Source organism: Mesorhizobium sp. CNPSo 4670 (assembly GCF_057784235.1).
Genome location: NZ_JBWJFQ010000011.1, coordinates 133,235 through 147,200 on the forward strand (window position 1 = coordinate 133,235; position 13,966 = coordinate 147,200).

General features: G+C 64.1%; 19 protein-coding genes and 1 pseudogene. 15 read left to right on the forward strand and 5 right to left on the reverse strand.

The features are described 5' to 3' along the window. Positions 1 to 50: 50 nt before the first annotated feature. On the reverse strand, positions 51 to 1,259 hold the full coding sequence (locus AC0ZT5_RS19475; protein ID WP_488497741.1) for a beta-ketoacyl-[acyl-carrier-protein] synthase family protein: 1,209 nt from the start codon (positions 1,257 to 1,259) through the stop codon (positions 51 to 53). A 5-nt stretch (positions 1,260 to 1,264) separates the two neighbouring features. Next, the gene (locus AC0ZT5_RS19480) at positions 1,265 to 1,519 is read right to left on the reverse strand and encodes an acyl carrier protein (RefSeq protein WP_184873030.1); all 255 of its coding nucleotides are present in this window, start codon (positions 1,517 to 1,519) and stop codon (positions 1,265 to 1,267) included. Between the two features lie 215 nt (positions 1,520 to 1,734). Here AC0ZT5_RS19480 and AC0ZT5_RS19485 point away from each other — a divergent pair. From AC0ZT5_RS19485 to AC0ZT5_RS19505, 5 genes and pseudogenes are all read left to right on the forward strand, one after another. Beyond that, positions 1,735 to 2,567, forward strand: a pseudogene (locus AC0ZT5_RS19485) (urease accessory protein UreD). Between the two features lie 28 nt (positions 2,568 to 2,595). Further along, entirely contained in the window at positions 2,596 to 2,898 is a 303-nt protein-coding gene (locus AC0ZT5_RS19490; RefSeq protein ID WP_477281189.1) for an urease subunit gamma, read from the forward strand. A gap of 11 nt (positions 2,899 to 2,909) precedes the next feature. Beyond that, on the forward strand, positions 2,910 to 3,164 hold the full coding sequence (locus tag AC0ZT5_RS19495; RefSeq protein WP_488497742.1) for a DUF1272 domain-containing protein: 255 nt from the start codon (positions 2,910 to 2,912) through the stop codon (positions 3,162 to 3,164). 29 nt (positions 3,165 to 3,193) lie between these two features. After that, on the forward strand, positions 3,194 to 3,781 hold the full coding sequence (locus AC0ZT5_RS19500; RefSeq protein WP_488497743.1) for a HupE/UreJ family protein: 588 nt from the start codon (positions 3,194 to 3,196) through the stop codon (positions 3,779 to 3,781). 6 nt (positions 3,782 to 3,787) lie between these two features. After that, positions 3,788 to 4,093 carry an urease subunit beta gene (locus AC0ZT5_RS19505; protein WP_477281183.1) on the forward strand — a complete coding sequence of 102 codons (306 nt, stop codon included), beginning with the start codon at positions 3,788 to 3,790 and terminating at the stop codon, positions 4,091 to 4,093. Between the two features lie 50 nt (positions 4,094 to 4,143). Here the strand turns inward: AC0ZT5_RS19505 and AC0ZT5_RS19510 are convergent, their stop codons facing one another. Both AC0ZT5_RS19510 and AC0ZT5_RS19515 read right to left on the reverse strand, forming a co-directional pair. Next, the gene (locus AC0ZT5_RS19510) at positions 4,144 to 4,638 is read right to left on the reverse strand and encodes a hypothetical protein (protein ID WP_488497744.1); all 495 of its coding nucleotides are present in this window, start codon (positions 4,636 to 4,638) and stop codon (positions 4,144 to 4,146) included. A 114-nt stretch (positions 4,639 to 4,752) separates the two neighbouring features. Beyond that, positions 4,753 to 5,136, reverse strand: coding sequence for a hypothetical protein (locus tag AC0ZT5_RS19515; protein ID WP_477281179.1), 384 nt, complete (start codon positions 5,134 to 5,136; stop codon positions 4,753 to 4,755). 179 nt (positions 5,137 to 5,315) lie between these two features. On the opposite strand from AC0ZT5_RS19515, the gene ureC reads away from it, so the two are divergent. The 9 genes from ureC (at position 5,316) to AC0ZT5_RS19560 (ending at position 12,071) form a co-directional block, all read left to right on the forward strand. Then, entirely contained in the window at positions 5,316 to 7,031 is a 1,716-nt protein-coding gene (gene ureC, locus AC0ZT5_RS19520; RefSeq protein WP_488497805.1) for an urease subunit alpha, read from the forward strand. Between the two features lie 32 nt (positions 7,032 to 7,063). Continuing rightward, positions 7,064 to 7,498, forward strand: coding sequence for a hypothetical protein (locus tag AC0ZT5_RS19525; RefSeq protein ID WP_477281177.1), 435 nt, complete (start codon positions 7,064 to 7,066; stop codon positions 7,496 to 7,498). Between the two features lie 33 nt (positions 7,499 to 7,531). Continuing rightward, positions 7,532 to 8,125, forward strand: a complete 594-nt coding sequence (locus AC0ZT5_RS19530; protein ID WP_488497745.1) for a hypothetical protein — start codon at positions 7,532 to 7,534, stop codon at positions 8,123 to 8,125. A 113-nt stretch (positions 8,126 to 8,238) separates the two neighbouring features. After that, positions 8,239 to 8,844 carry a glutathione S-transferase family protein gene (locus AC0ZT5_RS19535; protein ID WP_488497746.1) on the forward strand — a complete coding sequence of 202 codons (606 nt, stop codon included), beginning with the start codon at positions 8,239 to 8,241 and terminating at the stop codon, positions 8,842 to 8,844. Further along, positions 8,841 to 9,446: an urease accessory protein UreE gene (locus AC0ZT5_RS19540; RefSeq protein WP_488497747.1), complete on the forward strand. Its 606-nt coding sequence runs from the start codon at positions 8,841 to 8,843 to the stop codon at positions 9,444 to 9,446. Before AC0ZT5_RS19535 ends, AC0ZT5_RS19540 begins: the two co-directional genes overlap by 4 nt. Next, positions 9,439 to 10,110, forward strand: coding sequence for an urease accessory protein UreF (locus AC0ZT5_RS19545; protein WP_488497748.1), 672 nt, complete (start codon positions 9,439 to 9,441; stop codon positions 10,108 to 10,110). The genes AC0ZT5_RS19540 and AC0ZT5_RS19545 overlap by 8 nt, the downstream gene beginning before the upstream one ends. Next, a complete protein-coding gene (locus tag AC0ZT5_RS19550; RefSeq protein WP_477225027.1) occupies positions 10,107 to 10,547 on the forward strand; it encodes a DUF3995 domain-containing protein in 441 nt (146 codons plus the stop codon). The genes AC0ZT5_RS19545 and AC0ZT5_RS19550 overlap by 4 nt, the downstream gene beginning before the upstream one ends. Continuing rightward, positions 10,544 to 11,185: an urease accessory protein UreG gene (gene ureG, locus AC0ZT5_RS19555; protein ID WP_488497749.1), complete on the forward strand. Its 642-nt coding sequence runs from the start codon at positions 10,544 to 10,546 to the stop codon at positions 11,183 to 11,185. The genes AC0ZT5_RS19550 and ureG overlap by 4 nt, the downstream gene beginning before the upstream one ends. 118 nt (positions 11,186 to 11,303) lie before the next feature. Beyond that, positions 11,304 to 12,071: a class II aldolase and adducin N-terminal domain-containing protein gene (locus AC0ZT5_RS19560; RefSeq protein WP_095083360.1), complete on the forward strand. Its 768-nt coding sequence runs from the start codon at positions 11,304 to 11,306 to the stop codon at positions 12,069 to 12,071. An 11-nt stretch (positions 12,072 to 12,082) separates the two neighbouring features. Here AC0ZT5_RS19560 and AC0ZT5_RS19565 read toward each other — a convergent pair whose 3' ends face one another. Then, entirely contained in the window at positions 12,083 to 12,715 is a 633-nt protein-coding gene (locus AC0ZT5_RS19565; protein WP_477412135.1) for an HAD family hydrolase, read from the reverse strand. A gap of 257 nt (positions 12,716 to 12,972) precedes the next feature. Here AC0ZT5_RS19565 and AC0ZT5_RS19570 point away from each other — a divergent pair, with 257 nt between their 5' ends. Next, positions 12,973 to 13,932, forward strand: a complete 960-nt coding sequence (locus AC0ZT5_RS19570) for a sugar-binding transcriptional regulator (protein ID WP_095084330.1) — start codon at positions 12,973 to 12,975, stop codon at positions 13,930 to 13,932. The last annotated feature ends 34 nt before the right edge of the window (positions 13,933 to 13,966 follow it).

Consider the following 13,966-nt stretch of genomic DNA (forward strand, 5'->3'; position numbering starts at 1 on the left):
AATATGGCGGCGACAGTGTCGCACGGACAGTCAATGGAAACAGCCCGGGATCAAACCGCCTTGAAGGCCAGCACCGCGTTGGTGCCGCCGAACGCGAAGCCGTTGCTGATCGCGGTGCGCACCTTGCGTTCACGCGCCACATTCGGCGTGACGTCGAGGTCGCAATCCGGGTCGGCTTCGCGGAAATTGGCCGTCGGCGGCACGATGCCTTCGCGGATCGCCATCACGCAGGCGATCATCTCCAGCGCGCCCGATGCGCCAAGGCAATGGGCATGCATGGATTTGGTCGACGACACCGACAGTCCGTAGGCATGGTCGCCGAAGACGCGCTTGATCGCCGCCGTCTCGATCTGGTCGTTGGCCTTGGTGCCGGTGCCATGGGCATTGAGATAGTCGACATCCTCGGGATTGAACCCGGCGTCGGCCAGGCAGGCGCGCATGGCGGCCGTCGGCCCTTCGATGGTTGGCGCGACGATGTCGGACGCGTCGGCGGAAAGGCCGGCGCCGGCAATTTCGGCAAGGATGGTGGCGCCGCGCGCCATGGCATGTTCGTAGCTCTCCAGCACGGCCATGCCGGCGCCCTCGCCGAGCGACAGGCCCTGGCGATCGGCCGAGAATGGCCGGCAGGTGTCGGGCGCCAGCACCCGCAACGCTTCCCAGCCCTTCAGGATGCCCCAGACCAGCGGCGCATCGGTGCCGCCGGCGACCATCACGTCGGCGCGGCCGAGCCTGATCTGGTCGACGGCCGAGGCGATGGCATGGTTGGACGACGAGCAAGCGGAGGTGACCCCGAAAACCGGACCGCGCAGGCCGAGGCTCATGCTGACCTGGCCGGAGGCCGCGCTGGGCATCACTTTCGGCACGGTGAAGATGCCGGCGCGGTTCTTGCCCTCGACCAGGATGGCGCGATAGTTTTCCTCGATCGCTTCCCAGCCGCAGACACCGACGCCGACGACGGTGCCCATTCGGTAGGTGGTGGCTTCGTCCGAAACCAGACCGGCCTGCTGCATCGCCTCCCTGGCCGCGATCACCGCCAGCAGGCTGAAACGGTCCATCGACACCAATTGCTTGCGGTCGATGCCGTGATCGGGAAGCGTTTTGATTTCGCAACCGACCTTGACCTTCAGATCATGCAACTGAGGACTGCTGATCTGGCCGATGGCCGAGCGGCCGGCGCGCATTTCATTCCAGATCGCGGGCGCGTTGGTGCCAAGCCCGCAAATACCGCCCATGCCGGTGATGACAACGCGCTGCCGCATTCAGGTCAGGCTTTTTTCGCGATCAGCGCGCGAACAGCTTCCACCATGTCGCCGACATTCTTCAGATTGCTCCAGGCATCGACCGTGTTCATCTCGATCTCGATGCCATAATCTTCCTCGAGATCGAAGATGATCTCCGTCAGCTCGAGCGAATGGATACCAAGCGAGGTCAATTCAGTGTTGGTCGTGATTTCTTCGCCGCCCGGCTCGGCATGAGCCTTGATCTTCGCGATGATATCCGTTGCCAGCTGGTCGGCCATTCGGTTTCTTCCCCACTATGTCGCGTTTCCCGACGCCAATTGAGCAGCGCCCCTTTTTCTCCCGGTATCAAGCCGCCGTCTTCGCTCTATACCCCCGCCAAGCGCTGCATGACCGTACCAAGGTGGTTCCCTCTATAGAAACCGAAACGTTGTCAAGCAACAAGCTATATCAGGCCATGCATCGACAAAGGCGCCGGAGTGCTTAACGTGCTGGCATGGATAAGATCGAACATGGCAGGATTTCGACGCAGCGCGCCGCGGGCGCGGCGCGGCTTTCGTGTGCTGTCGTCGACGGTCGCACGCGGCTGCGGCGCCTCTATCAGGACGGTGCGGCCAAGATAAGGATGCCGGCGGTATCGGCCGATCCGCTCGAAGCGGTGCTGATCAACACCGCTGGCGGGATGACCGGCGGCGACCGTCTCGCCTGGGATGGAGATGTCGGCGCGGCGGCCTCGGCGTCGATCACGACCCAGGCCTGCGAGAAAATCTATCGGGCAGCATCCGACCGTGCCGAGGTGCGGGTCAAATTGTCGGTCGGTGAAAACGGTCGCATCGCCTGGCTGCCGCAGGAAACCATTGTCTTCGACCATGCGGCGTTTGCCCGCACGCTCGACGTCGAGCTTGCGGTAGGGGCCGAGGCGCTGGTGCTGGAGGCCACCGTCTTTGGCCGCCTGGCCATGGGCGAACAAGTCAGCCTAGGCAATTTCCATGACCGCTGGCGCGTCCGCCAGGACCGCGAACTCATTCATGCCGAGGATTTCCGCATCGGACCCGATATTGCGGCCACGCTCGACCGCCCGGCGATTGCCGGTGGCGCGGTCGCGATGGCGACGCTGCTACTGGTGTCGCCGCGGGCCGAGGCCCTGCTCGACCGGTTCTGGGGATCGTCGGCGACCAGGGCAGCGCCAGTGCCTGGAGCGTGAGGAAATCTGGCAAGCTTCTTGCGAGGCTCTACGCCGGGGACGGCTATCGGCTCCGCCAGCGGCTGGTTCCGCTGGTCGAATTGCTCAACGGCAAGGCTGGGTTGCCCAAATTATGGTCACTGTAAGTCTGTCTGTGCCAGTCCAGGGAAGCGCATGAACCTGACGCCGAGGGAAAAGGACAAGCTGCTGATCGCCATGGCGGCGATCGTGGCGCGCAAGCGACTCGAACGCGGCGTCAAGCTCAATCATCCGGAAGCGATCGCGCTGATCACCGATTTCGTCGTCGAGGGCGCCCGCGACGGCCGCCCGGTGGCTGAATTGATGGAGGCCGGCGCCTATGTCGTCACGCGCGCGCAGGTGATGCAAGGCATCGCCGAGATGATCCATGACGTGCAGGTCGAGGCGACATTCCCCGACGGCACCAAGCTGGTGACCGTGCACGAACCCATCAGGTGAGGTGAGAAAAGATGCTTGAGCTGCGTCCCAATTGCGAATGCTGTGACAAGGACCTGCCGCCGGAGGCGGCGGACGCGCTGATCTGCACCTTCGAGTGCACCTTTTGCGCCGACTGCGTGGAACACATCTTGGGCGGCACCTGCCCCAATTGCGGCGGCAATTTTTCGGCGCGGCCGATCCGCCCGCCGTCGATGCTGAAGAAATATCCCGCCTCGACCAAGCGCGTTCTCAAAGCTGAAGGGTGCGGGCCCCGCAAGGCCGCGTGACACCACCTCGCAAACGAAAAGCAAATAGAATGATGTCCGCCAAACGCCTGTGCCTGTCGGCGATCCTGCTGCTGGCAGCAGTCACGCCGGCCTATGCCCATGTCGGCATCGGCACGACCTCCTCCTTCATGGCCGGCTTCATGCACCCGCTCTCCGGGCTCGATCACATGACGGTGATGATCGCGGTCGGCCTGTGCGCGGCGCTCAAGGGCGGCAAGGCAGTCTGGGCCTGGCCGGCGGCTTTTGTCGGCGTGATGCTGGTCGGCGGCGGGCTGGGCACGCTGCATATGCCGTTGCCGTTCGTCGAACCCGGCATATTGGCGTCCGTCGTGGCGCTCGGGCTGCTGGTGGCGCTGGCAGTCGATCTGCCGGTCTCGGCCGGCGTCGCCATCATTGGCCTGTTCGCGCTGTTCCACGGCCATGCGCATGGCACCGAGGTGCCGGAAAATGCCGGCGGGCTCGAATATATGGCCGGCTTTGCCATCGCCACGGCTCTGCTGCATGCCACCGGCATCGCTGCCGGGCTCGGGTTTGGCGTCAGGTTCCGTGGGCTGGCCCGCGCCGCCGGCGCGGCCTGCGCGGCGGTCGGTGTCGGCCTCGTCTTCGGCGTGTTGTGAGGCACGATGATCCCGGGCGAAATCATCACCAAGGACGGCGACATCGAACTGAACAAGGGGCTGCCCGCCGTCACCCTGAAAGTGGCCAACAGCGGCGACCGGCCGATCCAGGTCGGCAGCCACTATCATTTCTTCGAAACCAATGAGGGGCTGAGATTCGACCGCGAGCGAGCGCGCGGCATGCGCCTGGACATCGCCGCCGGCACGGCCATGCGCTTCGAGCCTGGCCAGGAGCGTGACGTGACGCTGGTGCCGCTCGGCGGCAAGCGCGAGGTCTACGGATTTCAGCAGAAGGTGATGGGCAGGCTGTGAGATCGATGGCGTCTCATGCATGTCGCCCAAGAGTAATTCGCGCTTTCGACTCAGTCCGACGGCTTGGCCGCAGCGTAGATGACGATCTTTCCAGGATTGTCGAATTCGACGGCCAGAACATCCTGCGCAAGCACGCGCCGCGACTCGATGGCGTTGAACAGCAGCGCGTTGGCCTCGATCTCCTTGCGCAGCTCCGCAATGTCGTCCTGATGCTGTTTGACCTTGCTCTCGATCACCGGCGGCGGGCCGCCTTCGCTGCGCGTCGCGTCGGTGAGGAGCACGATCTCGACCTTGTCGAGCTTGGACGTCTTGCGCACCGTGCCAATGTTTTCCTGCGTCCGGTCGATCGCCGTGTTGACGTTCCGGGCTTCGGCGGTGGCACTGGCCTCTTCCTGCTTGACCTCCGAGCCGACGATACGGTTGACGGTCTCCGGGCTTTCCAGGCCCTGCGCTTTCAGCGCGGCGTGGGGGAGGCTCGCCGACAGAAAAGCAGTCGCTGCAATGGCATGCAGCCATCGGGCGTCGGGCAAGGTGGTGATGGCCATCGCTCGCTTTCGAGATTTGTTTCGATACTCAAAAGGCGAAACGAATCCAGCCCTGCCGAGGTTCCTTTCCCTCTGCAGCCGGCGGGCCGGACTTCGGCCCGCCGCGCTGCGTCATCAACTCGCCTTCTTGGTGATCAGGGTCAGCGCGCCATTGGGCTGCATGCTGGCGGCGACGACCTGAGCCGAGCTAAGCCCCTTGGCTTCAAGCGCGGACTTGACCTTAGGCGTGGCGTCGATCGAGCTGCGCAATTTCTGCAGGCCGGCGTCGCCACGCTGGGCGATCACCTGGTTGACCTGCGTCTGGGTGTCCTTTGGCAGCTGCGTGATGTCGACGATGTTGACGCTCTGGATCGTCGGAACGGACGGCTGAGCCTTGGGCGCGGCCGGGGCAGGCGTGGTCGGCGCCGGAGCGGGCTGTTGCGCGGGTTGCTGCTGGGCACTGGCGGCGCCCGCCAGCATCAGCGTGGCGGCGGCTGCAATCAATATCGTCTTGCGCATGGATTATCCTTCCATCGATTTGGCAAACGGTCGGTTTGGGGTGACGCCCTAACCTCAACCGTCAAATCGGATCAGAAGGTGTCGGCCAGCGGGTCATTGCGTGACCATTGGATGGCGACAATGTGCAGACAGGCTTCAATCAAATCACATTTCGGCAAACCACATTTCGGGAGCAATCGCTGATGGCCAGAGTTACCCGCGCCGCCTATGCGCAGATGTATGGCCCGACCGTCGGCGACCGCGTGCGGCTTGCCGACACCGAACTGTTCATCGAGGTCGAGAGAGATCTCACCACCCATGGCGAGGAAGTAAAATTCGGCGGCGGCAAGGTGATCCGCGACGGCATGGGCCAGAGTCAGGTGTCACGGGCGCAAGGCGCGGTCGACACCGTCATCACCAACGCGCTGGTGGTCGATGCCAGCGCCGGCATCTTCAAGGCCGATATCGGCCTGCGCGACGGGCGCATCGCGGCAATAGGCAAGGCCGGCAATCCGGACATGCAGAATGGCGTCGCCATCATCATCGGCCCGGGCACCGAGGTCATTGCTGGCGAGGGCAAGATCCTGACCGCCGGCGGTTTCGACGCGCATATCCATTTCATCTGCCCACAGCAGATCGAGGAAGCGTTGATGAGCGGCATCACCACCATGCTCGGCGGCGGCACCGGCCCGGCGCATGGCACACTGGCCACCACCTGCACGCCGGGGCCATGGCACATGGCCCGCATGATCCAGTCCTTCGACGCCTTCCCGATGAACATCGGCCTGTCGGGCAAGGGCAACGCTTCCCTGCCCGCTGCACTCGAGGAAATGGTGCTGGGCGGCGCCTGTTCGCTGAAGCTGCACGAGGACTGGGGCACGACGCCGGCGGCCATCGACTGCTGCCTGTCGGTCGCCGACGATTACGACGTGCAGGTGATGATCCATACCGACACGCTGAACGAATCCGGCTTCGTCGAGAACACGGTGGCGGCGATCAAGGGCCGCACCATTCATGCCTTCCACACCGAGGGCGCCGGCGGCGGCCATGCGCCTGATATCATCAAGGTCTGCGGGCTGCCCAACGTCATTCCGTCCTCGACCAATCCGACCCGGCCCTACACAGTCAATACGCTCTCCGAGCATCTCGACATGCTGATGGTCTGCCATCATCTGTCGCCGTCAATCCCCGAGGACATCGCCTTTGCCGAAAGCCGCATCCGCAAGGAGACGATCGCGGCGGAAGACATCCTGCACGACATCGGCGCGTTCTCGATCATCTCGTCGGACAGCCAGGCCATGGGTCGCGTCGGCGAGGTGGCGATCCGCACCTGGCAGACCGCCGACAAGATGAAGCGCCAGCGCGGCGCGCTGCCGCAGGAGACCGGCAACAACGACAATTTCCGCGTCCGCCGCTACATCGCCAAATACACCATCAATCCGGCCATCGCGCATGGGCTGTCCAGGGACATCGGCTCGATCGCGGTCGGCAAGCGCGCCGACCTGGTGCTGTGGAACCCGGCCTTCTTCGGCGTCAAGCCGGACATGGTGCTGATCGGCGGCATGATCACTGCTGCCCCAATGGGCGACCCCAACGCCTCGATCCCGACGCCGCAGCCGATGCACTACCGACCGATGTTCGGCGCGTATGGCAAGGCCAGGACGAACTCGTCGGTGACCTTCGTCTCCAAGGCGGCGCTCGAGTCGGGGCTGCATGGCAGGCTCGGTGTCGACAAGCAGTTCGTCGCCGTCGAGAACACCCGTGGCGGCATCGGCAAGCATTCGATGGTGCTCAACGACGCCATGCCGCATGTCGAGGTCGATCCGGAAACCTACGAGGTCCGCGCCGACGGCGAGCTGCTGACCTGCGAGCCGGCGACAGTGCTGCCGATGGCGCAGCGGTATTTTCTGTTTTAGGGTCATGGTCTGCAACGAATCTGGACCCCGCCATGGACGAGCAAAAGAAGGCAGCCCTGATTTCAAGGATGGGTCCGTTGGAAGCCTATAACGGTGGCGCTGCTCCACGCGTCATGCCGCTGATTACGCTGGAGCAATATTTTGACGGAGCCGAAGGGGAAGCGGGTTTACTGTGCAATAGTCACGTTGCTCCCGACAATGATACGATCCTGGCGATTTTCAAGTCGATACGCGACCGACCCGAGGTCCATGACATCAGGATAGCGATTACCCAATGCGATGATGGAGAATGGCCGTTCTCGGACAAGGTCGTTGTCGTCACACGAGCCAGCGAAGAAGATGTGATTAGTTGGCTGCCGTCTGGCTTTGAGCCGGACGAGACCTGGGAGGGAGATGTCGACCATCTGCCTGCGGAGAAGATCGAGCTTCCGTCCGACTATAGGAAGCTGTGGCTTTGGTACGATTGAGGCCGCAACTGCTGGAGTGCATAGAGTCGACCTATGGCCACCGAAATCGCTTCCGCCCACGACATCTTCCCGCATATCCGCATCGTCATGGGCATGGTGATCGGGCTTGGCGTCGCCCGCCTGCTGTCGGGGGTGGCGCGCATCGTCCAACATCCCGGCCAATACCGGCTCTATCCCGTGCATCTGGCCTGGGTCGCTTCGGTGCTCCTGATGCTGGTGCATTTCTGGTGGTGGGAATTCGGCCTCTACACCATCGAGACGTGGACCTTCGGCAAGTACCTGTTCATCATCTTCTACGCGATCACGCTGTTCCTGCTCTGCGCGTTTCTGTTTCCGGATTCGATGCTGGACTACACCAGCTACGAGGATTTTTTCTATTCGCGTCGGGCCTGGTCCTTCGGCCTGCTGGCGGCGACCTATCTGCTCGACGTGATCGATACGCTGCTGAAGGGACCGGAGCATTTTGCCCGCTTCGGCAACGAATATCTGTTCCGCACGCCGGTCTTCGTCGCGCTGTGCATTGCCGCGATCCTGGTGCGCGACCGCCGCTTCCACATCGCCTTTGTCGCGGCCGCACTCGTCTATCAGATTTCGTTCATCCTGCGGCTCTTCGACACGATTGTCTGACTACAGCGCCGCGCGTCTTTCCGACGCGCAAAGGACGCTGTAGCACTTTTACAGGTGCCCATTGGGATGGCGTTCGGGTTCATCTAAGCTGCTCGGGAAAGGCAGGTTTGCGCATGTACAAGGCCGTCGGATCGCGTGGATCCCGGGTCAGCCGCGTTCTCTGGATGCTCGAGGAGCTCGGGCAGCCTTATGAATTCGTCGAGGTCAAGCTGCGCTCGCCGGAAGCCTATGCGCTCAACCCCTCGGGCAAGGTGCCGATCCTGATCGACGGCGAGCTGACGGTGACGGATTCGGCGGCGATCTGCGTCTATCTCGCCGACAAGCACGCGGACAAGGGCATGGGGGCCAATCCGGGCGTTGCCGGCCGCGCCGAGATGGATTCCTGGATGCATTTTGCCCAGAGCGAGTTTGAAGCGCCGTTGTGGAACAAGCTGCGCCATCGCTTCCTGCTGCCGAAGGAGGTGCGGGTCGATGTCGGCCCCGCTGCGGCTTACGACTTCGCCTCCGAGCTCAAGGCGCTGGACCGGCGGCTGGGCGACAGGCCGTTCGCACTGGGCGACCGTTTTTCGGCCGTCGACGTGTTGCTCGGCGATATGGGCGGCTGGGCCCGCGCCGGGCGGTTTCCAATCGAATCCGAGCGCGTCAACGCCTATTTCGACCGCGTGCTGGCGCGGCCCGCCCGTGCGCGGGCACAGGCCAATGGGGGATCCATGAAATGAAGCTCGACATCCGCACCGACTTCACCAAATTTCCCCGCGCCGTCTCGGTGCTGACCGCGGGCGACGCCGGGACCACCGCGCCATCCGGCCGCGCCGTTCTCGCCCATGACGAGCGTCATCTGCGCCGCCGGGCGATCGAACTTGCCGACGGCAGCAAGGTGCTGGTCGACCTGCCCGAGCCCGTCGCCCTGAACGATAGCGACCGGCTGGTGCTGGAGGATGGCCGCCACATCGAGATCATCGCGGCGCCGGAGGACGTCTACGACATCCGCGCTCGCGACGGCGTGCATCTGGCCGAGCTCGCCTGGCATATCGGCAACCGCCATCTCGCCGCGAGCATCGAGGCCGGGCGCATCCTCATCCTGCGCGACCATGTCATCAAGGCGATGCTGGAGGGGCTGGGCGCCACGGTGTCCGACGTCTCCGAGCCGTTCAAGCCGGTGCGCGGCGCCTATTCCGGCCACGGTGGGCACAGCCATGATCACGGCCATGCGCACACCGAGGCACACGCGCACAGCCATGGTGAAGCGCATTCCCACTCGCACAGCGAATCCCATTCCCATTCGCATTCCCATGCCGGCCACCACCACGATCATGAGTGACCAGCCTTCCAACATCGCGCTGCTGCGACTGATGGCGTGGCTATCTCCGGCCTTTCCGGTCGGCGGCTTTTCCTACAGCCATGGTCTGGAACGCGCGGTGCATGACGGGCTGGTTGCCGACGCGAAAACCCTCGCCGGGTGGCTGGAAACGCTGGTCGAGATGGGTTCGGGCTGGAACGACGCCGTGCTGTTCGCCGAGAGCTGGCGCCGCGCGCGCAACGACGGTGATCTCGACGAAATTGCAACACTTGCCGAGGCGCTCGCCGGTTCGCGTGAACGCCACACCGAGGCCATGCTGCAAGGCGCCGCCTTTCTGAAAGCGGCGACAGCCTGGCCCAGCCCCGTGCTGGAGCGCTTACCGGCCGAATGCGCCTATTGTGTCGCCGTCGGCGCCATCGCAGGCGGCCATTCAATTGCGCTTCAGGACGCGCTGTCCGCCTTCCTGCAGGCCTTCTTCTCCAACCTCGTCCAGGCCGCGATCCGGCTCGGCGTCGTCGGCCAGAGCAAGGCCACCGCACTGCTTGCCGGCTTCGAGCCGCTGGCGTTGTCGACAGCCGGCCGCGCGGCGCGCTCGGCATTGGATGATCTCGGCGGCTGCGCCCTTGTCTCCGAAATCATGGCTATGAAGCACGAAACCCAGTATTCGCGGTTGTTCCGTTCATGATTTTTCTCGCCTTCGCGCTATCGTTTGTCCTGCTGCTGATCACGGCGCTGCATGTCTATTGGGGCATTGGCGGCATCTGGCCGGGCAAGGATGCGGCCTCTTGCGCCCACGCCGTCGTCGGCTTTCGCGGCGTCGATGAGATGCCGACACCGTTCGCCAGTTTCGCCGTTGCCGCGTGCCTTGCCCTGGCAACGCTGTGGCCGCTGGCGCTGGAAGGCGTCTTTGCCTCCCCCTTCCCCAGGGAAGGCCTCGCCGCCACCTCGCTGCTCATCGGGCTGGTGTTCCTGGGGCGCGGCATTGCCGGCTTCACGCCATGGTGGCGGCGGCTGGCGCCGGAGCAGCCTTTCGCGCGGCTCGACCTGCGCTACTACTCGCCGCTGTGCCTGTTGATCGGGCTCGGCTTCGCCATCCTCGCCATCACGGAGTTTCCCGCATGACACAGAAAAATGGCCCGCTGCGCGTCGGCATTGGCGGTCCGGTCGGTTCGGGCAAGACGACGCTGACCGAAAAGCTGTGCAAGGCGCTGCGCGACGAATTCTCGATCGCCGTGGTGACCAACGATATCTACACCAAGGAAGACGCCATGATGCTGGCCCGGCTGCAGGCGCTGCCGGAGGATCGCATCATGGGTGTCGAGACCGGTGGCTGCCCGCACACCGCGATCCGCGAGGATGCCTCGATCAACCTGCAGGCGATCGCCGAGATGAACAAGAAATTCCCCGATCTCGACATCGTCTTCATCGAATCCGGCGGCGACAACCTCGCCGCCACCTTCTCGCCTGATCTTGCCGACCTGACGCTCTATGTCATCTCGGTCTGCCAGGGCGAGGAGATCCCGCGCAAGGGTGGGCCGGCGATCACCCGCTCCGATTTCCTGGTCATCAACAAGAGCGATCTGGCGCCCTATGTGAACGTCAATCTCGATGTGATGGAGAGCGACGCCGGCCGCATGCGTGGCAAGCGGCCGTTCGGCTTCACCGACCTGTCGCGCGGCAAGGGACTGCGGGAGGTCATCGACTTCATCCTCGAGCATGGCGGCCTGCGGGCCGGTGCCGCCGCCAGCACGGCCGCATAGGCAACGACATCGGCGTCCGGCGGCGATCTCAACAACGACCTTGGCTCTGCACCAAGCGAAAGCGGTTGCGAGCCTCGACTGGTCGCGGCATTCTCGGCTCTTTCACGGAGTGTCCTCGATGAGCATAGCCCGCCTGCAAAAGGAAACGCTGACCAACCTGCCCTTCTATGAGGAGCGCGTCGATCTCGCCTGCGCCTTTCGCTGGACGGCGCGGCTCAACATGCACGAGGCGGTGGCCAACCATTTCTCGCTGGCGGTCAATGACGACGGCACACAGTTCCTGATGAACCCCAACCAGGTGCATTTCTCGCGCATCAAGGCGAGCGACCTGCTGCTGATCGACGCCAACGATCCGGATACGCTCTCGGGGCCGAATGCGCCCGACCCGACGGCGTGGGGGCTGCATGGCGCGATCCATCGCAATGTCCGCCATGCGCGCTGCGTCATACATGTGCATTCGATCCACGCCACGGTGCTGGCTTCGCTCGCCGACTCTCGCCTGCCGCCGATCGACCAGAACTCGGCGATGTTCTTCAACCGCCATGTCGTCGATGCCCACTATGGCGGGCTGGCCTTCGAGGAGGAGGGCGAACGCTGCTCGCAGCTCCTCGTCGATCCCAAGGTCAAGGTGATGGTGATGGGCAATCACGGCGTGCTGGTCATCGGTGACACGGTCGCCGATGCCTTCAACCGCATGTTCTATTTCGAGCGCGCCGCCGAAACCTACATCAAGGCGCTGTGGACCGGCCGCCCGCTGCGCACGCTGTCCGATGCGATCGCCGAGAAGACGGCAAGCGAGATGGACGACTATCCCGGCCAGGCCGAACGCCACCTCAGCGAGTTGAAGGCGATCCTCGACGAGCAGGAACCGGTCTACCGCAACTGAGCCTCTGAAGGCTAAAGCCCGAGTTCGGTGCGCAATTCCTCGGCGCTGTTGATGACGATGGCACCGGGCGGGCCTTCCATCGGCTTTTCCGGCCAGAAGATCGTCGTCATGCCTGCCGCCAGCCCCGCCATGGCGCCCGGCCAGCTGTCGTCGATCGCTATCGCCTGCGCGGGAGCGACGCCAGCGAGATACGCGGCGCGCAGGAAGGGTTCGGCGTGCGGCTTGCCCTCGCGCACATCGTTGCGGCTGATCGTCTTCATGCCGGGGTAGGTCAGCCCGACCATGCGAAGGTTGGCGTCGACGATCATGCGGTCCGAATTCGACACCACGGCTTGCGCCACGCCCCTTGCCCGCAAGTCGTTGAAGATCTCGATCGCGCCGGGGCGCGGCTGCAAGCGCTCGACCAGCGGCAGATAGTGTTCGTATTTGCGGATGATCCAGTCGTCGAAGGGCAGGTCCAGGCCGAACTCGTCGCGCATCATCTCATAGACCGGCCAGGCGGCGACGCCGAGCACGCGCTCATGCAGGTCGGCCGGCGGGACGAGGCCGACATTGCGCATCGCCGCCACCAAAGCGGCCTCGTGCAGCGGTTCGCTGTCGACCAGCGTGCCGTCCATATCCCAGAAAACCGCTTTCGGCGTCATGCAAGGCTCCTTTTTGCGATCCCTTAAAGGGTTTGCGCGGGGAGATAAACCTTCGCGATCTCACAACGTGCCACCTGTCGGAACCGAAACCGATGGTCTTTGTCCGGCGCGATCCTCGTCGGAGGGGGAAATCTTCGCGCTATGTGCGCCGAGGGTTGCAAGCAATTGCCCTTGAGATTGACAATTGCGCAGCAGCCCGTTCCCTGCAAGAGTAGGAACGGACCGCGCTCATGACCGGCGGTTTCGGGAGGCAGGACGTGAATACCCGGCAGGATGGCGGCAGCAACAGGCTGGACGACGCAGCACGCGCCGGCTGGCTTTATTATGTTGCCGGCAACACGCAGGACCAGATCGCCACCACGCTCGGCATATCGCGGCAGACGGCGCAGCGGCTGGTGTCGCTGGCGGTGTCGGAAGGCTTGATCAAGGTCCGTGTCGACCATCCGATCGCCAACTGCCTCGAGCTGGCGGCGCGGTTGAGATCGCGCTTCGCGTTCGACCTGGTCGAGGTGGTGCCGAGCGATCCCAATTCATCGTCCACCACCATCGGGATTGCCGAGGCGGCCGCGGCCGAGATCGAGCGGCGGCTGCGCTCGCCGACACCGATCGTCATGGCGATCGGCACCGGGCGCACGCTGAAGGCAGCGATCGAACAGCTGCCGCCGATGGAATGCCCACAGCACAAGGTGGTGTCCTTGACCGGCAACATCTCGCCGGACGGTTCGGCCGCCTTCTACAACGTGATCTTCACCATGGCCGACAGGGTCAAGGCGCGATCCTTCCCGATGCCGCTGCCGGTCATCGCCTCTTCGCCGGAGGAGCGCGAGATGCTGCTCAACCAGCCGATGATCCAGCCGACGCTGGCGCTGGCCGCCGAGGCCGACGTCACCTTCATCGGCATTGGCGATCTCGGCCCGAAGGCGCCGCTCTATGAAGACGGTTTCATTTCCGAAAGTGAGCTGAAGGCGCTGCAGAAGGCCGGCGGCATCGCCGAAATCGTCGGCTGGGTATACGATCGCGAAGGCCGCATGATCGAGGGCATCACCAACGATCGGGTGTCGTCGGCTTCGCTGCCATCGCGCGAAAAATCACTGGTGATTGCACTGGCGATGGGCGAACGCAAACTGCCGGGTATCCTGGCGGCCGCCAACCGGCGGCTGATCAACGGCCTCATCACCGACGAGCGGACGGCGGCGGCCCTGCTGGCCAGCGTCTGACCGGGCTGCCGTCGATCGCAGGACGCCGGCGCGA